Raw genomic sequence first — 24,896 nt, 5'->3', positions numbered from 1 at the left:
GCTAGGATGACGGAAGAAAAACCGTTCGACCCGTTGTGGGACGAGGATAATGTCCTGATCTGTGTCACCCTGCCGGCGCCGCAGGGGCAGAAGGGCTGCTATACGGTCATGAACTGGTGCCGGCGCGGCGGCGACAAGCTGGATGTGCAGCGCATCGCCGACAAGCTGGCGCCAAGCCGCGATGAAGCCCTGAGTGCCGCACGCCAGTTCTGTCAGCAGAACGCCATCCCCGTGCTGTATGACGCGGATTTCCACCAGCTGGATTTCAGCCAGCCGGAGGCCGCCGTCGCCACGGCGCTGGAAGGCCTCGGCCGCCCCGCCTGAGGGCCAGCCATGCAGGCTGGCCGGCAACACCGGTCTTGTGCCGTTCCGCTGCCTCGCCTATGACATCGGATAGTCTAACGGATCGTCCCGCCCACTACTTTCGAGCCTTCCCATGGATGCAAGCGTGATCGACGCGACGCTGCTGGCGCTCGCCTTTGCGGTTTTCGCGACCGGCCTGTTCGCCGGTGTTCTGGCTGGCCTGCTCGGCGTGGGCGGCGGCATCGTCATCGTGCCGGTGCTGTTCCATATCCTGACCGGTTTCAACATCGACCCGTCGGTGAAGATGCATCTGGCGGTCGGCACCTCGCTCGCCACCATCATCCCGACCTCGATCATGTCGGCGCGCTCGCACCACAAGCGCGGCTCGGTCGATTTCGACCTGCTGAAGTCCTGGGCGCCGATGGCGCTGATCGGCGCGCTGATCGGCACGGTCATCGCGGTCTATGTGAAGGGCGCGGTGCTGACCGGCGTGTTTGCCGTGGTTGCGCTGATCGTCGCCGCCCACATGGCTTTCGCGCGGGAAGGCATGCATATCTCCGACCGGCTGCCCAGGGCACCGCTGAAGCATCTGATCGCGGTGATCATCGGCGGCTTCTCGACCATGATGGGCATTGGCGGCGGTACGCTCAGCGTGCCGACGCTGTCGCTGTTCAACTTCCCGATCAAGCGGGCCGTCGGCACCGCCTCGGCGCTGGGGCTGGTGATCGCCATTCCGGGCACCATCGGCTTCCTCTACAGCGGTATCGGCATGCCGAACCGGCCGCCGCTAAGTATCGGCTATGTCTCGCTGATCGGCTTCGCGCTGATCGTGCCGGCCACCATGCTGGCCGCCCCCTGGGGCGCGCGCATGGCGCATGCGATGAGCACGAAGTGGCTGCGCCGCGCCTTCGCCCTTTTCCTCGCCATCACCTCGGCGCGGATGTTCTATAGCCTGTTCGCCTGAACCATAAGGAAGCAGCCAAAATGGCGCACCAGATCGGAATCATCGGCCTTGGTATCATGGGGCAGCGCATGCTGAACAGCATGGCGGTGCATGAGGGCTTCGAGGTCGCGGTGGCCTGGGATCCGTCTGCCGAGGCGATGGCCGCGCTGGCCAAGGACCGGCCACAGATCCGCCGCGCCGCCAGCGCCGAAGCGCTGATCGCCGATCCGGCCATCGAGTGCGTCTATATCGCCTCGCCGCCGACCAGCCATCTGGCTTATGCGATGGCCAGCTTCGATGCCGGCAAGGCGGTGTTCTGCGAGAAGCCGCTGGCGGTTGATCTGGCAGAAGCCGGGCAGGTGACGGACCGGGTGATGAAGGAAAGGCTTAAGGCGGCGGTGAATTTCCCCTTCGCCTCCTCGCTGGCCGGTACGACGATGCGCGAGGCGCTGGAGTCGGGAGCGCTGGGTGCCGTGAAGCAGGTCGAGATAGAGGTCGCCTTCGCGAAATGGCCGCGAGGCTGGCAGGAAGGCGCTGTCGGCTGGCTGGCCCGGCGCGAGCAGGGCGGCTTCACCCGCGAGGTGCTGTCGCACTTCCTGTTCCTGACCCGCCGGCTGATCGGCCCGCTGTCGATCCGCAGCGTGACCGTGGAGCACCCGGAAGACGGTGTGACGGCAGAGGTCGCCATCGAGGCCGATATGATGGCGGGCGGCGTCCCGGTGCGGCTTCAGGGCCGCGTCGAGGGCGAGAAGGATGACCATAACCGCTGGACTGTCACCGGCGAGAAGGGCGCCATGCGCATCTGCGACTGGATGACTGCGGAGCGGTTCGGGGCGACCAGCTGGGAAACGGTCGATCTCGGTCCCGCCGACACGCTGCGCCCGCGCTCCGTGCAGCAGCAGCTGAACCAGCTCTCCCTGATGCTGCAGGGCAAGCCGCACCGGCTGGCCACCTTCGAGGAAGGCTATGCCGTGCAGGGCTGCGTCGAGGCACTGCTGGGGCAGCATACGACCGCCTGACCCACCTCACTTTCTTTGATCGGAATGTGCCCGCCGGCATCGCCGGCGGGCTTTTTCGTCTGGAGTCAAAGGGTTGGGCAGTGGTTTGACTGCCATTCATTCGGAAGGTTTTTGTTCAAATGGCATTCTGTTCAAAAAGTTTTTCTGGGAATTACTTTTCATGTTTACCGGGATACCGGCTTGGCATATCATTCTCTCCTGAGATGAACTTTTTGGTGTGCCGTCTATCGTTGCAAGGGTAGCCGGCTTGTCCGAGAGGACAGGATCGGGTTCGGCGTTCCCTCGTGACCCTACTGATTTCGTGGTCGTTTAGCCGTACGGCCTCGAAATGCACCCTCGTTCTGCGAGGTGTGCCTCCCCACCACTGGCCCTCCCCCTCTCCTGCGCGGGGGAGGGCCTTTTTTTGTTTGCGCCAAGCGGGTTGCGGGCGCGGCTCGTTGCGGGGAAGATCGCGGCGCTGGCGCTGTCGGCCAGCGGATGCGGGGACCGCGCGGCTTATGAAACGGGGTATCGTCATTATAGCCATCTCTATCGCTGTGGCGCTGCTGACGGCCAGTGCGCCCCCCGCCAATGCCGAATCGCCCCATGCCGAACCGGTCCGTGCTGAACCGCCGCGGCGCCTGGCCTCGATCAATCTGTGCGGCGACCAGCTGCTGCTGTTGCTGGCGGAACGCCGGCAGATCGCCAGCCTGTCCTATCTTGCCGCCGATCCTGCCGTGTCGGCGCTGGCCGACCGGGCGGGGGATATTCCCCTGAACAGCGGCCGGGCGGAGGAGATCGTGGCGCTGCAGCCGGACCTCGTGCTGTCCGGCACCTATCAGCAGCGTATGACGAACGGCATGCTGCGCCGGCTGGGTGTTGCCGTGCTGGAGCTGCCACCGGCGGACTCGCTGGACCGGGCGCTGGCGCAGATCCGCAGCGTCGCCACCGCCATCGGGGCGGCGGAGAAGGGCGAGGCGCTGGCGCAATCGCTGGAACGGCGCATTGCCGCTGCCCGCCCGTCGCCCAAGGCGGATCGGCCAGGCGCGTTTCTGCTGCAACCCAACCTCTATGCCAGCGGGCCGGATTCGCTGGCCGGTCACCTGCTGGAGCAGGCCGGCTTCCGCAATCTCGCGGATGGACCAGTCGCCCGCCAAGGCACGTTCCTGACGCTGGAGGATATCCTGCTCGCCCGCCCGGATGTGCTGGTGCTGGAGGAAGCGATGGGCGAAGGCGTCTCGCTGGCGCGGCATCGCCTCGATCATGCGGCGCTGCAGGCTTCGACACAGCGGCGCATCGCGCTGGAAGGGCGGTTGCTGACCTGCCCCGGACCGGGGCTGGCGGTGGCGGCGGAAGTTCTGGCGGAGGCGCGCCCGTGACGGTATCCGCTGATATTTCGGCCTCGCTGGCGCGGGCTGGCCGCTCCGCCTGGTATGTCGGGCTGGGGCTGGCGTTGCTGGTCGTGCTTCTCTTCGCCGCTTCCCTGCTGATCGGCCGGGCACCGCTGGCGCTGCTCGAACTGTTGAGCATGGGGGGGGAGGAAGCGGCCATCGCCCGGTCGATCCTGCTGGATATCCGCCTGCCGCGCGCGCTGCTGGGCCTGCTGGTGGGCGCGGCGCTGGGCCTGTCGGGGGCCGCCCTGCAGGGGCTGCTGCGCAACCCGCTGGCGGAGCCGGGGCTGCTGGGCATCTCGGCCAGTGCCGCGCTGGGGGCGGTCACCGTGTTCTATTTCGGGCTCGCCGGCAGCCTGTCGCTGATCCTGCCGCTGGGTGGGCTGATCGGTGCTGCCCTGTCGGTGCTGCTGCTCTATGCGCTGGCGGGACGGGATGCCAGCGTGCTGACGCTGATCCTGGCCGGGGTGGCGCTGAACAGCCTTGCCGGTGCACTGACAGCGCTGGCGCTGAACCTGGCCCCATCGCCCTATGCCGCGCTGGAGATCGTCTATTGGCTGCTGGGCTCGCTGGCCGACCGCAGCATGCGGGAGGTCTGGCTGGCCGCCCCCTTCATGCTGGCCGGCATGGTGCTGCTGCTGGCGAGCGGCGGCAGCCTGGCAGCGCTCAGCCTCGGCGAGGATACCGCGCGCAGCCTGGGCGTGCGGCTGGGGCGGCTGCGCCTGCTGGTGATCGGCGGCACCGCGCTGGCGGTGGGGGCGGCGGTGTCGGTCAGCGGTGCCATCGGCTTTGTCGGGCTGGTCGTGCCGCATCTGCTTCGCCCGCTGGTGGGCTATGACCCGGCGCGGCTGCTGCCGCTGAGCGCGCTGGGCGGAGCGGCCCTTGTGCTGGCCGCCGACATCGCCGTCCGCCTGCCGGTCGGCGCCATGGAGCTGAAGCTGGGCGTGGTCACGGCGCTGGTCGGCGCGCCGTTCTTCCTGCATCTGCTCTACACCACGCGGAGGCAGATGCGATGAGCGGCCTTTTGCGCGCCACTGGCCTCACCGTTTCGCTCGGCGGCCGCTCTGTCCTGTCCGGGGTGGATGTTGCGGCGGGGCCGGGAGAGCTGGTCGGCCTGCTCGGGCCGAACGGCGCCGGAAAGACGACGCTGTTGCGCGCCCTGGCCGGGCTGCAGACCCCGCAGGCGGGGGCGGTGACGCTGGATGGCGCGCCGCTGGCGACGATTGCCCCGCCGGTGCTGGCCCGTCGCCTGGCCTATCTGTCCTCCGGGAACGAGTGCCAGTGGCCGCTGGCGGCCGAGGCGCTGGTGGCGCTGGGACGCCTGCCGCACCGCACGCCCTGGAGTCGCCTGTCGGCGGACGACCTGTCGGCCATCGAATCGGCGATGCGCTTTACCGGCGTGCTCGGTCTCGCCGGTCGGCCCGTCACGCAGCTCTCCGGCGGTGAGCGGGCGCGCGTGCTGCTGGCCCGCGCCTTGGCCGGCGACCCGCAACTGCTGCTTGCGGACGAGCCGGTGGCCGGGCTCGACCCCGGCCATCAGCTGGACGTGATGGCGCTGCTGGCGCGCCGGGCCGCAGGCGGGGGAACCGTAGTGGTGGCGTTGCACGACCTTACACTGGCGGCGCGCTTCTGCACGCGGCTCATCCTGTTGTCCGAGGGGACGCTGCTGGCCGAAGGCGCTGCTGAGACCGTACTGACGCCGGAGAACCTGCGCGCCGCCTATGGCATCAAGGCGACGGTCGGCACGCTGGGCGGCCAGGTCGCCATCGCCGTGACTCGTCCATAAAAAAAGAACCCGGGGATTGCTCCCCGGGCCGAATTTTGTCGGTGTGCGTTCGCGTCTTGGCGGCGGGGCGTTTTACCCCACCTCAACCCGCTGCCTGTCAGGACGCGCGGTTCATCCGATTTTCGATCAGATCATTCACGACGCCGGGATCGGCCAGCGTTGAGGTATCGCCAAGGGCGTCATATTCATTTGCCGCAATCTTGCGCAGAATGCGACGCATAATTTTACCCGAGCGCGTTTTTGGCAGTCCGGGCGCCCACTGGATGAGGTCCGGGCTGGCGATCGGGCCGATTTCCTTGCGCACCCACTGCACCAGTTCCTTGCGCAGCGCCTCGGTCGGCTCCTCGCCGGCGGTCAGCGTCACATAGGCATAGATGCCCTGGCCCTTGATGTCGTGCGGGTAGCCGACCACGGCGGCTTCCGCCACCTTCGGATGGGCGACCAGCGCGCTTTCCACCTCGGCCGTGCCCATGCGATGGCCGGACACGTTGATCACGTCATCGACGCGGCCTGTGATCCAGTAATAGCCATCCTCGTCCCGCCGCGCGCCGTCGCCGGTGAAGTAGTAGCCGAGGAAGGTCGAGAAGTAGGTGTCGATGAAGCGCTGGTGATCGCCATAGACGGTGCGCATCTGGCCGGGCCAGCTGTCGGCGATGCAGAGATTGCCCTCGGTGGCGCCCTTCAGCTCGTTGCCTTCATGGTCCACCAGCACCGGCAGAACCCCGAAGAACGGGCGGGTGGCCGATCCCGGCTTCAGCGGCGTGGCGCCAGGCAGCGGGCTGATCAGGATGCCGCCGGTCTCAGTCTGCCACCAGGTATCGACGATGGGCGACTTCTCGTCGCCGACGACGCGGTAGTACCACAGCCAGGCTTCCGGGTTGATCGGCTCGCCGACCGAGCCCAGCAGGCGCAGGCTCTTGCGGTTGGTCTTCTTTACCGGCTCCTCGCCGTCGCGCATCAGGGCGCGGATGGCGGTCGGCGCGGTGTAGAAGGTATTCACCTTGTGCTTGTCCACCACCTGCCAGAAGCGCGAGCCGTCCGGATAGTTCGGCACGCCCTCGAACATCAGCGTGGTGGCCCCGTTCGCCAGCGGGCCATAGACGATGTAGCTGTGGCCGGTCACCCAGCCGACATCGGCGGTGCACCAGTAGATATCGCCCTCGTGATAGTCGAAGACATACTGGTGGGTCATCGAGGTATAGACGAGATAGCCGCCCGAGGTGTGCAGCACGCCCTTCGGACTGCCGGTCGAGCCGGAGGTGTAGAGGATGAAGAGCGGGTCCTCCGCCTTCATCTCCTCCGGCGGGCAGTCTGCCGGAACTTTGGAGGCCGCCTCGTGGTACCAGACATCGCGCCCGTCGGCCCAGTCGATCTTGCCGCCGGTGCGCTTCACCACGACGACACTCTTCACGCCCGGACACTTCTTCAGCGCCTCGTCGGTGTTCGCCTTCAGCGGCACCTTGCGGCCGCCGCGCAGTCCTTCGTCGGAGGTCACGACCACGGTGGAATCGCAATCCACGATCCGGCCTGCCAGCGCGTCCGGCGAGAAGCCGCCGAACACCACGGAATGGATGGCGCCGATGCGCGCGCAGGCCAGCATGGCATAGGCCGCTTCCGGGATCATCGGCAGGTAGATCGTCACCCGGTCGCCCTTCTTCACGCCCTGTGCCTTCAGCACATTGGCGAAGCGGCAGACCTCCTCATGGAGCTGGCCATAGGTGATGTTCTTGTGTTCGGACGGATCGTCGCCTTCCCAGATGATCGCCACCTGATCGCGGCGCTTGGCCAGGTGCCGGTCGATGCAGTTGGCCGCGACATTCAGCGTGCCGTCCTCGAACCAGCGGATGTGCAGGTTGTTGCGATCGAAGGAAATGTCCCTGACCTTGCTGTAGGGCTTGATCCAGTCGATGCGCTTGCCGTGTTCGGCCCAAAAGCCGTCCGGGTCCTTGATCGAGCGTTCGTAGAGGTCGAAATAGCCCTTTTCATCTACCCAGGCGGATTTAGCCCGGTCTTCGCGAATCGGTATCACTGAGGCGTCTGACATGATGCGGCCGTCTCCCTAATTTCCGGATGCGTTTATTTGACCGTACGGGCTGTCCGGGGGCTCGCAGCGATCTGGCCAATCACGCGGTTAGCGGGGCGATTATCCATGCTCGCACGGCGCGAAACAAGCCCGCCGAAATCGCTCGCTTCTGCCGGGAAATCGGCCCCGCCCTTGAGCGGCGGGAATGAAGCCCTATAGTGACGGCGAATCACGAAGGAGAAATTCCACAATGCTTTCTGCCCTGCGGACCGCGCTTTTTGCCCTCAGTCTTGCCTGCGCCCTTCTTGTGCCGGCCGCCGGTGCGCTGGCGCAGCAACCCGGTCAGGCGCAGGAAGCTGCTCAGGAATCGGGTCAGGTGCCGGCGCAGCAGGAATTGCAGAAGCTGGCCGATACGCTGAAGGACGAGCAGAAGCGCCAGGCGCTGATCGAGCAGATCGAGGCGCTGGTCAAGGTTCAGGATGCCAGCGGCGAGGCGCAGGAGCCGGTGCCGGTGTCCAGCCTGCTGGGCCGCGTGTCGGCGCGCATCGGCGTGCTGAGCGGCGCGCTGGTCCAGGGCATCGAGGCGGTGTTCAACTATGACCGCGTTCTCGACTGGGGCATGACGCTGGCGCGGGACGAACAGCGCCGCGAGCGCCTGCTGCTCGGCCTCGGCAAGATCCTCGTCGTCGTGCTGTCGGGCTATGTCGCCTATTACGTGGTGCGCCTGCTGTTCCGGCGGCTGCGGCGTCAGGCGGCGGAGAAGGAGACGCAGACCCGCTGGCTCAGCTGGCTGATGCTTCTGGTGCGTGGCGTGTTCGACCTGATCCCGGTCGTGGCCTTCTTCGGTGCCGCCCAGGCAGTCATCGTTATGGCGCAGATGCCGCCTTCCGTACGGCTGGCGTCGGTTGCGCTGATCTTCGCCTTCGTCGTGTACAAGGCGGTGATGGCTGCCATCGACCTGCTGCTGTCGCCGCAGCATCGCGACCGCCGCCATCTGCGCATCACCGACGAGACCGCGGCCTATCTGCATATCTGGCTGCGCCGTTTCACCATTACTGCCGTGTTCGGCCTGTTCGCCGTCGAGGCCGCGGTACCGCTGGGCCTGCCGAACGCGGTGGCCGAGGTGTTCGTGAAGCTGATCTATGTCGTGCTGGCGGTCATGGCAGTCATCTTCGTGCTGCAGAACCGCAAGCCGGTGGCCGATGCGCTGCGCGGCGGTGACCCGGCGACCGCCTGGCAGGCCGAAGGTGAGGAGCCGCAGCCCGAACTGCCCGCCGCCGCCCGCGCGATGCGGCGGATGCGTCGGCGGATTGCCGGCATCTGGCACTTTGTGGCGCTGCTCTACATCTTCGCGCTGTTCGGCATCCTGATCCTTGAGGTGCAGGGCGGCTTCACCTTCGTGATCCGCGCGACAATCATTTCCGGCATAATCCTGGTCCTGGCCCGTCTGGCTTGGACCGGCATCGACCGGGCGGTCACGCAGCTGTTCTCGGTCAGCGAGCAGATGCGCCAGGATTTCCCCAGCCTGGAGGCCCGCGCCAACCGCTATGTGCCTGTGCTCAGCACCGTGCTGCATGGCCTCATCGTCGTGATCGCCGCCGTGGCGCTGCTGCAGGTCTGGGGGCTGGACGCCTTCGCCTATGTCACCTCAACCGGCGGCCAGCGTTTCGTGACCACGGTGCTGACCATCCTGATCATCCTCGGCGTGGCCGCCGCGATCTGGGAGGCGGTCAGCCTGATGGTGGAGCGCTATCTGAAGCGGCTGGACGATCAGGGCCAGACCAACACCCGCGCCAAGACCCTGCTGCCGCTGGTGCGCAACGCGCTGTTGATCGTGCTGATCACGCTGGTCACGCTGATCGTGCTGTCGGAGTTGGGGGTCAATATCGCGCCGCTGCTGGCCGGTGCCGGTGTCATCGGCCTGGCCATCGGCTTCGGCTCGCAGGCGCTGGTGAAGGATGTGATCACCGGCCTGTTCCTGCTGGTCGAGGACACCATCAATGTCGGTGACGTGGTGCAGGTCGGCAGCCAGTCCGGCGTGGTCGAGGGCATGTCGATCCGCGCCATCCGGCTGCGCGACCTGGGCGGCAACGTGCATGTCATCCCGTTCGGCTCGGTCGATATCATCACCAACATGACCAAGGATTTCGGCCGCGCGGTGGTCGATGTCGGCATCGCCTACCGGGAGAATGTGGACGAGGTCATTGAGGTGCTGCGCAAGATCGGCGAAGAGCTGGCCGAGGACGAGAACTTCAAGGCCAATATCACCGCGCCGATGGAGATTTTCGGCGTGCAGGCGCTCGGCGATTCCGCCGTCGTCATCCGCTGCCGCTTCACCACCAAGGCCGGCATGCAGTGGGCCATCAGCCGCGAGATGAACCGGCGGGTGAAGAACCGCTTCGACGAGCTGGGCATCGAGATTCCGTTCCCGCATCAGACGCTGTATTTCGGCATCGACAAGGAGGGCGGCTCGCCGCCGGCGCGGCTGCTGATCGACCGGACAAAGCGCGCCAAGCCGGTGCAGAAGGACGAGCCGGCCCCCGATGCCGCCACATCCGAGGCGAAGCAGCCCAAGGGCCCGCCGCCGGAGATGCGCGATTCCGCTGACGCCAAGGTTCAGGCCGCGAAGGAAGAGGCGGAGGAGAAGCAGGCCGAGGAGGCCGCGGAGAAGGAAAAGAAAAAGAGCTAGCCTCTGCGCCAGCGCCGTTTCGGTGAGGCAGGTGTCGTGGTGGGTGCGATGGAGGCGCCCGCCACCACCACCGGCCGGGCGTTCACCCGCTCGCGATGCCAGACATAGACTCCGGAGGCGATGACGATGCTGGCCCCAACCCAGGTCCAGCCATCGGGGATCGAGGCGAACACCAGATAGCCGATGGCCGTCGTCCAGATCAGGTTGCTGTAGGAGAATGGCGCCAGCAGCGAGGCCGAGGCCAGGTTGAAGCCGCGGATCAGCAGGTACTGGCCGGTCACTGACAGGAAGCCCATCACCACCATGAAGCCCCAGTAGGCGGCATCGGCCGGCACCCACAGGAAGGGCATGATGGCGCTCATGATCACCACCCCGACCAGCGCCGTGTAGAACAGCGTCGTCACCGGTTTTTCCGCATGGCGCATGCGCCTTGTCATGATCAGCCCCAGCGCCCAGCTGGTCGCGGAGAACATCGGGAAGAAGGCTGCCGGGTCGAACTGGTCGCTGCCCGGCCGGATGATGATGAGCATGCCGATGAAGCCGGCCAGCACCGCCAGCCAGCGCCGCAGCCCCACCTTTTCCCCCAGCAGCGGAATCGACAGTGCCGTCACCATCAGCGGGGCAACGAAGCCGATGGCGGTTGCCTGCGCCAGCGGCAGGTGCGCCAGCCCGGTGACGAAGAAGGTGGAGGAGCCCAGCATGAACAGGCCGCGCGTCAGCTGCAGCTTCGGCTGGCCGGTGGCAAGCGGCCGGTCGCGCCACAGCAGCAGCAGCCAGGGCAGCAGGAACAGCGTGTTGAAGAAATAGCGCCCCCAGACCACCTGCAGCGGTGGAACGCTTGCGGTCATGTGCTTCGCGATGCCGTCCATCACGCTGAACAGCAGCATCGCCGCCAAGGTGAAGGCGATGGCTGTAAAAGGGCGGTCGGCCTCGGTCAGCGTCGGGGCCGGGGCGGGTGAGGGGGTGGCGGTCACGGGCGGGGCATTTCCTCGGCGTTTTTGTCACTCTGCGGCCAAACCCGCCGCGCAGCCAGATGGAAAGCGTCGGGGCAGCCCTGCTTTATGCGCTTCTTTTGAGGGCGATGACGAAGCCCTGCACCGGCTGGCGTTTTTCCAGCCGCAGCACCGCCTGCTCGGCCAGCACCACGGACAGGCCGCGCTCCGCGGCCAGCCGCGCGATATAGCCTTCGGCATGGCCGAACCGCCGGGTCGGTTTCAGCTGGAAGGGGCCGTCCGACCCTTCCGGCAGGGCCTCGGCGGTGGCGAGGAACAGCCCGCCGGGTTCCAGCGCTGCCGCCAGCGCCTCCATCAGCGGGGCGAGGTCACCCAGATAGACCAGCACATCGCCGGCGACCACCACATCCCAACGCGTACACTCTTCCACCCCGTTGCGCAGCGCGGCGACCGCATCAGCCACGGCGAGCGCGTCATAGACGCCGGTGCGGGCGGCCTGCTCGATCATGCGCGGGGCAAGGTCTATACCGGCAAGGTGGCGGGCGAAGGGGCGCAGCTCGCGGCCGGTCAGCCCGGTACCACAGCCGATATCCAGCATCGCCAGATGGCCGTGGCTTTCCGTCGGAATCAGCCGGTCCAGTGCCCGGCGCAGGAGGCGGGGACCCTGATAGTCCAGCACCTCCAGCAGCGCCTTGTCGAACGCTTCAGCATACTGGTCGAACAGGTGCCGGACATAGGAGGGCGGCAGGCTGTCGCTCGGCGCGTCCAGCGCCTCCAGCAGGCTCTGTACGCCTAGCCGGTCCGCGGAGTCGAGTTCAAGCGCCCGGGCCAGGCTGGCGCGGGCCTTCTCGCGCTCGCCCAACAGCATCCAGGCCCGGCCGAGATGGGCATGGCTCTCTGCATTGCTGGGGCCGTGCCGCAGCGCGCGTTGCAGCGTCTCCACGGCCTCCGGCAGGGCATCCAGCCCGATCAGCAGCGCGCCCAGCTCCTGCGCCGCAACGGGATCGCGTGGATCGATCCGGCAGAGTTCGCGGTAGGTGTCGGCGGCGCGCTCCTGCTCGCCCGTCACCGCCTGCAATCGCGCCAGACCGAGCAGGGCGCCGGCATGGCCGGGCCGCAGCCGCAGCAGCGCCTCATAGGCAGTGATCGCTGCCGCCGGACGGCCGGACCGGGCCAGCGCTTCGGCATGGGCGAGGCGGAGACGCGTATCGCCGGGCGCCAGCGCCAGCGCGCGGGCAATGATGCCGGCGACCTCTGCCGAGCGGCCCAGCTCCAGCAATATCTCTCCGGCGAGCAGGCAGGCCTCGGTCTCGGCCGGCCAGTGGCGCAGCACGGCGGTCAGCCGGTCGAGTGCTGCCCCCGGCGCGTTCGCTTCGCGCAGTGTCAGCGCGGCGGCGATGCCGTCGCCGGCGTGCAGTGGAGCGGAGGATTCGGACTCGGGAAGGGCCGCCAGAAAGGGCGGCAGCGCCGAAGGAAGCGACGACGCGGACGACATGGGTGCGTTCTGTCCATGAAAAGCCCGCCGGGAAATCCGGCGGGGCAGCGGAGAAATGCGCCTTCGACCGGCTTCCGTCAAGAGGGCCCTTTCGGCGCCCCGCCCGGTTCCCACAGGACGGCCGATGCACTAAGGTGCGGCCATCCATCCTTAACCATCACTAAGGAACCGAAATGATCGAGCTTTATACCTGGGGTACGCCGAATGGCCGCAAGGTCTCCATCATGCTGGAGGAGGTCGGCCTGCCCTACAACACGCACAGCGTGAACATCAGCAAGGACGAGCAGTTCGCGCCGGACTTCCTGAAGGTCAGCCCGAACAACAAGATTCCCGCCATCGTCGATCCGGAGGGGCCGGGCGGCAAGCCGATCAGCCTGTTCGAGAGCGGCGCCATCCTGTTCTACCTGGCGGAGAAGACCGGCAAGCTGCTGCCCGCCGATCCGGCTGCCCGCTACGAGACCATGGTGTGGCTGATGTTCCAGATGGCCGGCGTCGGCCCGATGTTCGGCCAGGCTCACCATTTCCGCCGCTTCGCCAAGGAGCAGGTGCCCTACGCCATCGACCGCTACACCAACGAGACGCACCGCATCTATGGCGTCATGGACAAGCGGCTGGGCGAGGTGCCCTACCTTGCCGGGCAGGAGTACACCATCGCCGATGTGGCCACCTATCCGTGGGTTTCGCGCTGGGAATGGCACGGCATCGACTGGGCCAATTATCCGAACCTGAAGCGCTGGTTCGATGATGTTGGCGCGCGGCCTGCCGTGCAAAAGGGCATGGCGGTTCCGGCCTGATCCTCAGAGACGATTCCGCCCCGGCCGATCGCGCGCCGGGGCGGGCTCTTCCGGCTTTTTTCAGCCCCCTCAGACGGATACGCCATCTCTCGTTGACAGGGGCAGGGGCGGTCTATAGAAGGGGCCTCCGCATACGTCGTGAACGTAAGCCGCTCACGGCGGAGGGGTGGCCGAGTGGCTGAAGGCGACGGTTTGCTAAACCGTTATACAGGTTAAACTGTATCGTGGGTTCGAATCCCATCCCCTCCGCCAATTTACCTTGAAGAATACTTCTACCGATCCGGCTCCGGCCGGATTTTTTTGTTGTTGCCGAGGGTTATGCGGGAGGGGCTGTTAACCGGCCTACGCCCCGAAGCGCGCGCATGCGTTCTCTCCGGGCCGATATTCTCCAGACCTGTTAACCGCGCGCGGTCCGGTTAAGCCGATCAAGATATTGATAATCAATGGTTTTGGGTCGCAGATCATGTGTAACCGTTGTGGAAGCCATATCCATGCCGCAGGGAACCGGCGTCGAACTCTGTGATGTTCAGGGCAAGTAGTCGAATGCATCCGCGCTTTCATACAGCGCCTTGATGGTTGTCGCGGTAGAGACCGAAGCGCGCGTCGCGGCTTCCTTCAGGTCTAGAACACGGAACTTGTCGCCGATCTTCGCAACTGCCTCGATCCGACGATACTGATCGCCGAAGCGTTCGGCGTACTGCGCCAGGCCCTTGAGCTTCGGCATCGCGTCGCCGAACTGAATGCCGTGCGGATCGACGATATCGGCGGCAACGGTCCCATCGTCCTGCTGAACGAAAAAAATGAAGTCGGGCCGGACTATCTTCGGTTCCCCCCCATCCTCGTAGATTATACCGAGTGAGTCCTGGCTGGCGCGCGACGGGTTCCTGTACCAGGCGACGGCTCCTGCCCGCGCGAGCTCGGATTTCACGACTTCACCTTCCCAGGAATTGAAGTCCTCGGGGAACATCCCATGATCATCGCACAGCATGTGCCGCTCGAACGATGGCAGCGGGGTCTCTGAGCCGTTCGCCTCGCGGATCGTCGTCGGCTGCATCCAAGACGTCGGTCGAGCCAGATCCACATCCATGGGATTGGCGCTCATCTCCCGGATCTGCCGATACACGTCCTGACGCTCGTCGGAGAGGTTCTTGATGTCGACGCGGAAGCGAGTGAGCCATTGGTTCGCCAGCTTCTCGGCCTCAGCTTCAAGCGTCTCTCGGATACCGGGAACCAAGCCCAGAGCGCCAATCGTGACATGCGCCTCGATGAGAGCGGCTTCCATGTCGTCCGAATCGCCTTCGTTCCGCGCCAGGTAGTCGCTGTACGACGTCGCGAGATCCGGACTGATCGCGCGGCCCGCCCTGCGATACGCGTCCTCGATCACGGCATAGTCCGCTTCCTCGAGGAAGTCGTCGAACGACATGCCCCCGCCTTTCAGGTCGGCCTTCAGGCTCTTGCCTTCGACTGTCAGGACCGATTTGCGGGCAGTCTCGATTTCCGTCTTGTAGCGCGCTCTGGCGCCATCGAGCACCTTGTGCATTTCCGCATGGGCAGCCTTGCCAGCGTCCTCGAGCAGGCCATCCACGGCCAGCTCATGCGCCAGCGAGGTCAGTCTCTTGACTGGACGGGCATGCCGCTTTGGCAGGGATTGGGACGGCAGCGAGAGCAGCTTGTCCCACACCGACTCCGGGATCGACGGATTCGGCTTCAACTCGACGGGGTTGATCAGCACGCGGCGACCCGGCAGGTCGTCGCCACCGTCCCCACCGGACATCAGCGCCTTAGCGACGTCCTTGACCGAGGCTTCGTCGAAGAACGGGAGCAGGCAATCGACGGAGTTCAGTCGTTCGTTGCCCGGGATCCGCCGCGCCAGTGGTGTGCGCACCATGCGCCCCAGCAGCTGCGTTATGTGCGTCTTGTCCCGAGCGGGCCGGAACGACACCATGACTTCGGCACGCGGACAGTCCCAACCCGTGCTGATGGCGTCCTTCGCGATCAGGATCCGGACCCACGTCGATTCCTGAACGCGTTCGGGCGAGATGTAGGGCACGGTGTGGCGGCCGAAGGTCTGGGTGGAGTGTTCCCCGAACACATGCGCCACCGCATCCTCGGGCAAGTCCGGCCACTGCGTGAAGATGGTGTCGAGTGCTCTGCCGATGTCGTTGTGATCGGGGGCGTTAGGGACCTGCAAAACCATCAGGGGCAGCACTGTTCCGGCATCGTCCTGCTGCTGGCCATAAGCCTCCCAAGCGGAGGATATCTCCTTCAGCTTGTCGGTGCCGCGGCGCACCAGCACGGTATCGAACTGCCCCGCCTCCTTCGGCACGTCCAGGATGATCGTATCCTTCAGCAGACCTGACGCCTGGACCTTGGCGGAATCCACCACCACGTTCGGCAGGGTCGCGCGGCCCGTCATGTCGGTCATCGCCGCGTTGAACCGCTCGACCGTCGCCGAGATGCCCCAGACGACCGGGATACCGGGGACCGGTCCCGAGCCGTTGATCAACCGCTTGACGATAGTGGTCTTCTCGCCCGCGCCGGTCGCGGCGCGCATCCCGCGATGCGCCTCGTCGAGCACGAGGTAAAGCGTCAGCGCCGGATCATCGATGGTGTTCTGGATCGTGTCCCAGATGGTGAAGGAGCGACTGTCGGGCATCAGCCGGATCTGGCCGTCCTTCTCGATCCCCTCATCGTCGGGATCGTGTCCACGCACCAGGAGGCTAGACTTGCTCAGCTTCTGTGTGTTCAGGAAATAGACCTTTCCCGGTTCCAGCACCTCGCGCTGGAACGTGCTTTGCACCACCACAAGGTCCGAGATCGACAGTCTGTCCGACGCCTCGAGCAGGCGGAAACGTGACTGCTCGTTCAGGGACGGATCGTCGCTGAACCAGATCACCACTGCACCCGGGTCAGGCTCGATGTCGTAATTGTCGTCGCCGTGGAACAGCGCCTCGAACACGGCCGCCGCCATGACGGTCTTGCCCGCGCCCGTGGTGGCCGTCAGCGAGAAGGCATGTTTGTCGCCGTCTTCGCGCCAGCGACGCGACGCCTTCTTGAGGTTGACCAGAACCTCCCGAACGGCTTCTTCCTGATAATCCTTGAGTGTGAACTTCATGGCTCAGCGGCCCATAGAAAAGCGGAAATTGGAGAGGTAGGACTCGTAGAGCCGCACCGGCTCGACGCTGTCGGGCAGCGCGCGCGCCACCGCCTGGAACCGGCGGTCGTCATCTGTCACGACGTAGGCGATGCGCAGTGTCGGCTGGGCGGCTGCCGCGTCGCAAAACGCGGCGGCGCGGTCCAGGTCGACGAGCAGACCGTAGGTGTCGGCCACGTCCCAGCCGGTGGCGGGAAGATCGTCGATGCGGCGCCCCTGCGATCCGGCGCGCATCCACAACAGCGGCGCGATGCGCTGGAAGGCGAGGTTGTGGCTGACGGCAACGGGTGCTTCGTAGGTCAAGGTGAAGAACTCGGCGTTTTCTTCGAACCCCTCGGCCATCGGGAATTCGTCGATGAACCGATACTCACCTTCAATGTCCTTGCCGTCCGGCGTTTTGCCGGTAATCGCTGATGCTATGCGAGGCTTTGTGATGTAATCGCAGATGCCGCACATTTCCCAATCCGGATCAGCTGGTCGAAGGCCCGACCTACGCAGGGCAGCTTGTTCGTCGGCCGCGACCTCGTTGTTGGTAACCGAGATGCACTGTCGTCGCCCACCATCCTGCCGGTTGAGGCGCATGACTGCATGTGCCGTGGTGCCCGAGCCGGAGAAAAAGTCGAGGACAATGGCATCAGTCTTCGCTGAAACGAAGAAGCGAAGACAGTCTTCTACAGCGTGCAACGACTTGGGGAATGGGAAGGTCCGAGAGCCGATCAACCGTTTGAGCAAGAGCGTGCCGGATGCCTGTGCATTGTGAGCTTCGCGAACCCATACCGTCTTGGGCATAAGTCTCTTGCTTCCCGCAGAATAACGCGCATCTACGCCACCCCATCGATCCTTTCCCGATATTTCGACCCTGCCTTCTTCGATAGCCCCTACAGTCCCGGCATTAAGAAACTGAACCAGATCGCCGTTCTTTACGCGAGCAAACGATTTGCTCGCCAGATAGCGGAGCCTGTCGGGGACAATGCCCCAAATCATCTCTCTGCCGTCAGGCGTCATTGGAAAGATCGCCCGCGTTCCTGCTGGCGCGACTATCGTTGTGATATCTATATCGTCACTCAGCGGGTCCCCCACGGAGTGAATCAAGCCGGACTCGATATCTACGAAGACTGCATAGAACTGGTTTGGGCGAGACCCACGGACGCTTTCTCGTTCTCTCCTTCGCAGATTGCGCCATTCGATCGGAACATCGTTCTCACGCTCATCGCGATCGAACATATTGTCGCTTTGGGGAATGAGTTGAATGTCCCCAAACATGACAAAGATGACGTATTCATGGGTGCGGGAGAATTCATTTACCCGTCCGGTGCCTTGCGGGTTAATCACAGCAGCGACCGTTTGCAAATTTCCATCCGGAAACATTTGCTCCAGCAGAAGTGCGATTCGATGAATTTCCTTCTCGTCAATTGTGACGATGAGAACGGATGACATAGGATTTAGGAGCTGCCTTGCTACCTGCAGTCGTCGCTCCATCATTGCCAGCCATTTCGAGTGCCGATATAAGTCCTCTGCCTCGACATAATCGTTGTTGTATTTCCAGTCCCGCGCGCCGGTATTGTAGGGCGGGTCGATGTAGATGGCGTCGATCTTGCCGCGATGGGTATAGGTCAGCGCCTCCAGCACATGGAAGTTCTCGCCGTTGATCACCGTGTGGAACGGCTTGTCGACGCTGCGCTCCACCCGCCCGGTGCTGACCAGGCCGGGGTAGATGTAATCCCGGAACTCGGCCACCACGACCAGATCGGCGACCGCGACCTCCACTGTCGCTGGCGCCTCGGCGTCGATCAGCTCGACCAGCGCCATTCGCGTCTCGCCTTCGCCTTCAATTCGCTTGACGCGCCACAGCCGCTGGTCTGCGCGCTGGACAGAGCCCCGCGGCGGCAGGATGCGTACCTTGTCGCCCCGCCGCACGGGGCGGCCGGGCAGTTCCACGCTTTCGGGGCGGTGTCGTTCGAAGTTCAGACCAAAGGCCCGCCGCGACGCCAGCGCCTTGAACTCCCGCTCGAGCTCTTCTCCCAGAGCGCTGTCCCTGGCCTTTGCCCGGGCAATCAGATCCGTCAGACGCGACATTGCCAGTCCTCGTGCCCCTCACCCGCAGCTGCACCGCACCCGTGATGCCCCGCGCGCGACATGCGGAGCAAGGCATGCGCGCGTTCGACCGCAGGCGACCGTTGGGCAGGCAAGGTGGTAGGGATCGCGGTCGCGGCTGTCATCAATTCTATGTCCTGTCAGGCGGCGACGGACTTGCCGAACGCCCTGCGAAAATGAGCTGACAGAGCCGCCGTTTACGCGCGGAGACTAAACCGCAAGTGCATGATGAAGCAAGCCGAATGGCGGCTTGCGCCCGCAGTCCTCGGCTACTGTCTGCGCCAGGATGGACAACAATGGCCATCCGATTTTCAGAACAGCGACGTCTGGCCGGTGTCGTCCACACGAAGGACACCGAGCAGCTGCCATGTATGAGGGCGCTTGGCCATGTTGCCGACACAGAACAACATGCCTTTCCGAGGGTATTTCTCGTTGAAGGTCTTGCTCATCCAGTCAAGCGCAGCCTGGTCGGAGCCCTCCCGCCGACGGCCGTTGAAGAACATGGCGTGGGCTTCCCAATCGCCATTCGCGCAGTCGTGGGGGCCCGTGGCATCTTCGAACTTGAAGCGGAAATCATAGGGACTGGGTTCGAGCGCTTTCAGTTGCTCATCGAAGAACGACCCCTGGCGCGCGGCCTCCGCATACAATCGCCGTTCCTGCGCGATCTCCTCTGGTTTCTTCGCCTTGTAGAAAAATCGCGTGTGTCGCGGCCGGATCAGCGCAAGCGACCTGCCACCCGCCTCGGCTTCCTTGATGGAGGCAGACACGAGCGGGCTGAGAAACGACGCTCGATCCTTCGGCGACATGCTGCCGTTCACGGTGATGCTGTCTTCCATCACATGGCAGCTCTCCGCACGACGATCGCTGGTCGGCGGCCTGAACTTGAAATCGACCCAGTCCCAGCGCTTGAACGCAGCGCCGTCGGAAAGGTGTCGAAATCGGATTGGGAACAGGCGCTTGAATTCACCGTGGGCTGTTACCCCGGCGCAGCAGACAGTTTCCCCGTGGTTGGCGCTACGCTGCGGTAAGGCCTTCACCAGAATGGAAACGCGGCAGTTTTGCAGCGTGACGGACATATCGCTCCGGATCATCAGCAAACAGATTGAATACCTCGAAGCCCGTCTCTTCGATCACTTCGTGCGCAACGATTGTCCTGTGGCAGGTTTCCGGATCGCGCTCGAAACAGAGCAGGCAAGTCGGCGCATCCTGAACGAAATCGATCAATTCCCGCAGCGATTCTTGCGCTGGGGTCGTTTCGATATGCGCGCCGTAAATGGAGCGAAAAAGATCAAAATCTCCGGCCCGGGCTGCCTCGCGGCCGGGCTTGGGATCGCCAAGGGCGATGAAATGCGAATACTCGATGCCTTCGTCGGCAAGACGCGCGGCCAGCTTGGTTTTTGAGAAGCCGGCCTTGCGCGAGGCAGCGACCGCGCGAACATCGGCCAACCTTTCAACGCCAGCCGCTTTCAGCGTCCGGACGAACTGAACAATGTCGGTTCCCTCATAGCCAACCGTGAATACTACGCTCATGCCTGCCTCTTTTCTTTGACGGTAACATGCCTTGGTTCCGACGTGAATCCCCTGATTTGCTGCAGATCTTGAGGTGTCGCAGGTGCGCCAAGCGAACGCTTCTGCTCGGTCCAGTCTTCCGGCAGAGGTTGCCGCAGGACTTCCAGTGTCAGGTGACGCGGCTGATGTCCGTCGAGGATCGACTCAACCAGTTCTGGGGACAGATGCGACAGGCGCATCATCCTCGTGAGGTATGGAGCGGCGATTCCCTCGCGCTCGGCTAGTTCGGCGATGGTGGCGAACTCACCCGCCTCGAGCATCCGCTTCCAGCGGAAGGCGCGAGCCAGCGCTTTGACCAGCGTGCTGTCCGCCTTGCGGTCTGGCTGGACGCCATCGGGCAGCTGAATTTCCTTGCGCCCGCCGCGCTTCACGACGCGGTATGGGACGTGGAGCGTCACGGTTTCAGAAATCGGCGTCGCGCGGGTCATGCCGCTTCTCCGATACCCCCGGCCAGCATCTCGCGAGCGAGGCCACCAAGGCCGTCGACGCGCAGCCGGACATTGAGTCCACCGGTGCCGATGTCCACGCGCTCGACCAGCAGCGTGACAATGCGCGCCTGCTCGGCGGGGAAGAGTTCGTCCCACAGCGGGTCGAGCTGCTGCAAGGCCGCGCGGGCGTTGGCTTCGGTAATGTCGTCGGCATGCGCACGCGCGACTTTCCACGTTCCGGCGATGATCTCCGGCTGGCGGAATACGACGCGAAGCTGGTCGATAACGGCGGCCTCGATCTTGCCAGCGGGGACGCGCCCCACAGGGCAGGACCCGGCGCCATGATTCAGTACCGTCTGGCTTACATAGTAGCGGTAGAGCCTGCCTTCCCTCCGAGTATGAGTGGCGGAAAAGGCGGCGCCATCGGGACCATACAGGAGGCCTTTCAGCAGTGCCGGCGTATTGGCGCGGCTTCGCGCGGCGCGCCTACGGGGGCTCTCCTGCAGGATGATGTGGACGCGGTCCCATGTCTTACGATCGATGATGGCGTCATGTTCGCCGGGATAGCTGCTGCCCTTGTGGATCGCTTCGCCGATATAGGTACGGTTGTTCAGCATCCGGTAAATATGTTTCTTGTCGACGCTGTTCCCACGGGGCGTGCGCATATTGCGCATCGCGACCTCGCGCGCCAGTTCGGTGCCCGAGCCGATCTCAAGAAACCGTTCGAATATCCAGCGGACATGTTCGGCGCGCTCGTCGTCCAGTACCAGCTTCCGGTTCTCCACCCGGTAGCCGTAGGGTGGGACGCCGCCCATCCACATCCCTTTCTTCCGGCTGGCGGCGACCTTGTCACGGATGCGCTCGGCGGTGACCTCGCGCTCGAACTGGGCGAAGCTCAGCAGGATGTTCAGCGTCAGACGGCCCATCGACGTTGTGGTGTTGAAGGATTGCGTCACCGAGACGAAGGTCACACCGTTACGGTCGAATACCTCGACCAGCTTGGCGAAGTCGGCCAGCGAGCGGCTGAGTCGGTCGATCTTGTAGACAACGACCACGTCCACCAGCCCGTCCTCGATGTCCTCCAGCAGCCGCTGCAGGCCGGGCCGGTCCAGCGTGCCGCCGGATATGCCGCCGTCGTCATAGCGATCGCGGACCAGCACCCAGCCCTCGGAGCGCTGGCTGGCGATATAGGCTTCGCAGGCCTCGCGCTGGGCGTGCAGGCTGTTGAACTCCTGATCGAGACCCTCCTCGGAAGATTTGCGGGTGTAGACGGCGCAGCGGCGCTTGATCTTCACGTCGGTCATCTCTGCCCCCGCCGGTTCCTGAGCCCGAAGAACACCCACCCGTTCCAGCGCGTGCCAGTGATGGCACGGGCGATGGCCGAGAGCGACTTGTAAGGCCGCCCCTGCCATTCGAAGCTGTCGGCCTTGACTGTGACGGCGTGCTCGACGCCCTGCCATTCGCGGATCAGCCGCGTGCCGGTGATCGGGCGGTCGCGATCGGCGCGGATGCTCCGCTTCGCCCGGTCGCCGCCGTCCAGTTCCTCGCCGAGCCGCTCCAGCCGCTGGATCGTCTCCGGCTTAAGTCCGCCATAGGCGAGTTCCTGGATCCGGTATGCCAGGCGGGACTCCAGGTAGCGTCGATTGAATGGTGGCGGCTCGCTGTCGAACAGGTCGCGCCACTGCTTCTTCAGGTTGGGCGTCGGCGTGGTCTTGAGCGCCGCCAGGCGCGCGGGAATCGGATCGGGCTTGTTCATGCATTTCTCCGGTGAGTTGGAGTTGCATGACGGCATTGGTCAGGCGGATAGTGTAGGCAACGTTCTCCGTGGTCGCCAGATACTTGCCTTGACTGACGCGCCTTGAGCCGAACCAGCCCGAGCGCCAGCAGGCCGCACAGCTCGGCGCGGCGCTCTGCGGGCGTCATCTGGTCGGGCGGGAGCGGATTGGGGCGTTTCATGCGGCCGACCGCTCCGCACGGCCAAGAACGGCGGCGGTGATCGCGCTGCGGTTCCAGCGGAAGTTCAGATGGCAGTTGGCGGCGTATTTCGACAGGCTGAAATCCAGCCCGTTGGCCTCGTGACCCGCGCGCTGCAGCAGGTCCATCTGTTTCATCGTTGCCGGGTCGTTGAGCCAGCGGCGGCTCTTGATCGAGGCGGTCCCGGTTTCCGTGGCGCGCAGGAAATCGTCGGCGGCGGCCAGCGCCTGGACCCGGGTGCCGATGGCGAGCGGCCGGATCGCCCTGCCTTTCGGCTGCCCGAGCGCATGCCAGAGCGCGCCGTCGTGGAACACGCCGACCCAGCCATTGAACCCGCTCGCCATCATCGCCTGGCCGTCGCCATGCAGGTCGCACCAGGCGAAGGGGGATCGTTCCAGAAGGTCGATCTCCATCATGTCGAAAGCAGTCAGCAGCCGGGCCTCACTGCGTTCCCGCGTGAAGATGTGACCGCAGAAGTCGCAGACCGATGCGCCGAGCGGCAGTTCGGCGTCGCAGGTGGGGCATAGTTTCCACGGGGCCTGGCCGGGTTCGGGATCGTCCTCGTCGAGGGTGATCTCCTGCTCCAGCGACCCGTGCCGCAGGGCTGCGCCCGCGAAGTCGAGCACGACGCAATCGGTCTTCACGATGCCGGGGAACCGCACGGGATCGACCCGGCGCAGGCCGCGCCCGACCGCCTGGATGAAGGTGCCCTTGTGCAGCATCGGGCGCAGGATGCCGATGCAGCCAACCGGCTGGCTGTCGAAGCCTTCGGTCAGGACCATGCAGTTGGTCAGCACCTGCACCTCGCCCCGGTCGAACCGGGCGATGAGGTCGGCGCGCGTCCGCGATGGCATGTCACCGGAGATCGTCTCGGCCGTGACGCCCGCCGTGCGGAAGGCCTCGGCCACCGCATCGGCATGGTCGACCGTCGCACAGAAGAAGATGCTGCGCCGGTCTGCCGCCTTGGCCTGCCAATGCTCGACGACCGCCTCGTTCAGCACCGAGCGGTTCAGCACCTTGTCCGCCGCGCGCATGTCGAAATCGCCCGCAGTGGCCTCCAGCCCGGCCAGCTCGTCCTCGACGCCAAGATCGATGGTGTAGGTGCGAGGCGGCACCAGGAGACCGCGACCGATCAGCGTGCCGATCTTCAGATGGTAACCGACATTGCTGAAGGTGCGGCGCAGGCTGCGCCCATCCCCGCGACCCGGCGTGGCCGAGAGCCCGAGCAGCTTGATCTCCGGATTAAGCGCCCGCGCCTCGTCGATGACGGCCTGATAGCTTTGCGCGGCCGAGCGGTGGCATTCGTCGATGACCAGATGGGAGACCGGCGCCATCCGCTCGCGCCGGTTGGCGCGCGCCAGCGTCTGGACGCTTCCGAAGACGATGCGGCCGCCCCAGTCGTCCTGCTCGGCCTTGACCACCGAGGTCGGCATTCCGGTGACAGTGCCGATGGCGCTGCGGTTCTGATCGATCAACTCGTCGGTGTGCTGCAGCACCAGAACGCGGTCGTGTTTGCGTTGCTCCAGTTCCTCGCCGATGTAGAAACCGGCGATGGCGGTCTTTCCCGCCCCGGTGGGCAGCACCAGCATGGTGTTGCCATGTGCGGCGGTGCGGTCGCGGGCGGCATCGACCGCCGCCCTCTGATAGTCGCGCGGAATCATGGCCGTCCCCCTCAGCGTGCCCAGAAGGGCGCGGAGCCGGAGGACGGCGCGCCCGACTGACCCATGCCGTTGTCCGCAAGCTGCGGGCCCGAGGCGGTGAACTGACCCTGCTGCGGTGGCTGGGGTACGCTGCCCATCACCCGAGCGTATTCGGCATGGTCGGCGCCGATGGCCGCCTTGATGACGTTGCGCCCGGTGTCGTCGGGCTTGTCCTTGTCGCGCTCTATGCCGATGCGCGCCACGAACTCCAGCCCGTTCAACTCGCCGAGGCTGCGGATCATCCGCGCGGCGCGGGCGGCGTTCGACTGGTCGTCGGCACGCACGCCGCGGGCGGATTCGAGGATGCCGCGGATCATGGCGCGCCCGCGGTTGCCGTAGGTGTCGTCGCCGGGACCGCCCGCAGCTTTTCCGCGAAAGCCGATGCGCGTGTAGATGCGACGCCGCGCGAACGGCCCCTCCATCACGACTGCCTCGGTATTGAGGTAGAGGGCTGGGCTGGTCTTGCTCTGGGTCAGCCAGCCTTCCGGGCCCGCGCCGCCGGGGCGGACGGTGAGGCAGACCTTGACCAGCGTGTTGGCCGGAATGAGGTCGAAAGCGGCGTCCTGCGTGTCCGCGCCGTTGAAATCCATGTCGCTCGCCAT

The 24,896-nt window shown here is 65.2% G+C and carries 20 protein-coding genes and 1 tRNA gene; 9 read left to right on the top strand and 12 right to left on the bottom strand.

Annotated elements, in window-relative coordinates; all coding sequences use genetic code 11:
* Positions 1–6 precede the first annotated feature (6 nt).
* From MK313_RS06055 to MK313_RS06030, 6 genes are all read left to right on the top strand, one after another.
* Positions 7–324: a hypothetical protein gene (locus tag MK313_RS06055; RefSeq protein ID WP_121219027.1), complete on the top strand. Its 318-nt coding sequence runs from the start codon at positions 7–9 to the stop codon at positions 322–324.
* A gap of 124 nt (positions 325–448) precedes the next feature.
* Positions 449–1,267: a sulfite exporter TauE/SafE family protein gene (locus MK313_RS06050; protein ID WP_322095728.1), complete on the top strand. Its 819-nt coding sequence runs from the start codon at positions 449–451 to the stop codon at positions 1,265–1,267.
* Between the two features lie 20 nt (positions 1,268–1,287).
* Positions 1,288–2,265, top strand: coding sequence for a Gfo/Idh/MocA family protein (locus MK313_RS06045; protein WP_287780477.1), 978 nt, complete (start codon positions 1,288–1,290; stop codon positions 2,263–2,265).
* A gap of 497 nt (positions 2,266–2,762) precedes the next feature.
* The gene (locus MK313_RS06040; protein ID WP_287780476.1) at positions 2,763–3,623 is read left to right on the top strand and encodes an ABC transporter substrate-binding protein; all 861 of its coding nucleotides are present in this window, start codon (positions 2,763–2,765) and stop codon (positions 3,621–3,623) included.
* The gene (locus tag MK313_RS06035) at positions 3,620–4,651 is read left to right on the top strand and encodes a FecCD family ABC transporter permease (protein ID WP_287780475.1); all 1,032 of its coding nucleotides are present in this window, start codon (positions 3,620–3,622) and stop codon (positions 4,649–4,651) included. Before MK313_RS06040 ends, MK313_RS06035 begins: the two co-directional genes overlap by 4 nt.
* Positions 4,648–5,421, top strand: a complete 774-nt coding sequence (locus MK313_RS06030; protein WP_287780474.1) for an ABC transporter ATP-binding protein — start codon at positions 4,648–4,650, stop codon at positions 5,419–5,421. Before MK313_RS06035 ends, MK313_RS06030 begins: the two co-directional genes overlap by 4 nt.
* 97 nt (positions 5,422–5,518) lie before the next feature.
* Here MK313_RS06030 and acs read toward each other — a convergent pair whose 3' ends face one another.
* Positions 5,519–7,465: an acetate--CoA ligase gene (acs, locus tag MK313_RS06025; protein ID WP_287780473.1), complete on the bottom strand. Its 1,947-nt coding sequence runs from the start codon at positions 7,463–7,465 to the stop codon at positions 5,519–5,521.
* Positions 7,466–7,694: 229 nt separating this feature from the next.
* On the opposite strand from acs, the gene MK313_RS06020 reads away from it, so the two are divergent.
* Positions 7,695–10,133, top strand: coding sequence for a mechanosensitive ion channel domain-containing protein (locus tag MK313_RS06020; protein ID WP_287780472.1), 2,439 nt, complete (start codon positions 7,695–7,697; stop codon positions 10,131–10,133).
* Here MK313_RS06020 and MK313_RS06015 read toward each other — a convergent pair.
* Positions 10,130–11,107, bottom strand: a complete 978-nt coding sequence (locus MK313_RS06015; RefSeq protein WP_287780471.1) for a DMT family transporter — start codon at positions 11,105–11,107, stop codon at positions 10,130–10,132. The two genes, MK313_RS06020 and MK313_RS06015, sit on opposite strands and share 4 nt — an antisense overlap.
* Positions 11,108–11,192: 85 nt before the next feature.
* Complete coding sequence (locus MK313_RS06010; RefSeq protein WP_287780470.1) at positions 11,193–12,581, bottom strand: tetratricopeptide repeat protein; 1,389 nt, start codon at positions 12,579–12,581, stop codon at positions 11,193–11,195.
* A 173-nt stretch (positions 12,582–12,754) separates the two neighbouring features.
* Between MK313_RS06010 and MK313_RS06005 the strand changes: the two genes are divergently transcribed.
* On the top strand, positions 12,755–13,375 hold the full coding sequence (locus MK313_RS06005) for a glutathione S-transferase family protein (RefSeq protein WP_287780469.1): 621 nt from the start codon (positions 12,755–12,757) through the stop codon (positions 13,373–13,375).
* 160 nt (positions 13,376–13,535) lie between these two features.
* Positions 13,536–13,627 (top strand) — tRNA-Ser (locus tag MK313_RS06000).
* A gap of 274 nt (positions 13,628–13,901) precedes the next feature.
* On the opposite strand, the gene MK313_RS05995 is transcribed toward MK313_RS06000, so the two are convergent.
* The 9 genes from MK313_RS05995 to MK313_RS05955 all read right to left on the bottom strand — a co-directional run bounded on the left by MK313_RS05995 (position 13,902) and on the right by MK313_RS05955 (position 24,896).
* Entirely contained in the window at positions 13,902–16,490 is a 2,589-nt protein-coding gene (locus MK313_RS05995) for a DEAD/DEAH box helicase (protein ID WP_287780468.1), read from the bottom strand.
* A gap of 3 nt (positions 16,491–16,493) precedes the next feature.
* Positions 16,494–18,605, bottom strand: a complete 2,112-nt coding sequence (locus MK313_RS05990) for a site-specific DNA-methyltransferase (RefSeq protein ID WP_287780467.1) — start codon at positions 18,603–18,605, stop codon at positions 16,494–16,496.
* A gap of 329 nt (positions 18,606–18,934) precedes the next feature.
* The gene (locus tag MK313_RS05985; protein WP_287780466.1) at positions 18,935–19,699 is read right to left on the bottom strand and encodes a hypothetical protein; all 765 of its coding nucleotides are present in this window, start codon (positions 19,697–19,699) and stop codon (positions 18,935–18,937) included.
* The gene (locus MK313_RS05980) at positions 19,638–20,153 is read right to left on the bottom strand and encodes a DUF488 family protein (RefSeq protein WP_287780465.1); all 516 of its coding nucleotides are present in this window, start codon (positions 20,151–20,153) and stop codon (positions 19,638–19,640) included. The genes MK313_RS05985 and MK313_RS05980 overlap by 62 nt, the downstream gene beginning before the upstream one ends.
* Positions 20,150–20,620 (bottom strand): hypothetical protein, encoded by a 471-nt coding sequence (locus tag MK313_RS05975; RefSeq protein WP_287780464.1) that lies wholly within the window; start codon positions 20,618–20,620, stop codon positions 20,150–20,152. Before MK313_RS05975 ends, MK313_RS05980 begins: the two co-directional genes overlap by 4 nt.
* Positions 20,617–21,924, bottom strand: coding sequence for a recombinase family protein (locus MK313_RS05970; protein ID WP_287780463.1), 1,308 nt, complete (start codon positions 21,922–21,924; stop codon positions 20,617–20,619). Before MK313_RS05970 ends, MK313_RS05975 begins: the two co-directional genes overlap by 4 nt.
* Positions 21,921–22,376 (bottom strand): DUF2924 domain-containing protein, encoded by a 456-nt coding sequence (locus tag MK313_RS05965; RefSeq protein ID WP_287780462.1) that lies wholly within the window; start codon positions 22,374–22,376, stop codon positions 21,921–21,923. Before MK313_RS05965 ends, MK313_RS05970 begins: the two co-directional genes overlap by 4 nt.
* Positions 22,377–22,572: 196 nt before the next feature.
* Positions 22,573–24,255: a DEAD/DEAH box helicase gene (locus MK313_RS05960; protein ID WP_287780461.1), complete on the bottom strand. Its 1,683-nt coding sequence runs from the start codon at positions 24,253–24,255 to the stop codon at positions 22,573–22,575.
* A gap of 11 nt (positions 24,256–24,266) precedes the next feature.
* Positions 24,267–24,896, bottom strand: a complete 630-nt coding sequence (locus MK313_RS05955; protein ID WP_287780460.1) for a hypothetical protein — start codon at positions 24,894–24,896, stop codon at positions 24,267–24,269.

It is taken from the genome of Oceanibaculum sp., assembly GCF_022449305.1.
GTDB lineage: Bacteria > Pseudomonadota > Alphaproteobacteria > Oceanibaculales > Oceanibaculaceae > Oceanibaculum > Oceanibaculum indicum.
The sequence above is the reverse complement of the archived record's forward strand: the minus strand, read 5'-3'. Positions and strand labels throughout refer to the sequence as shown.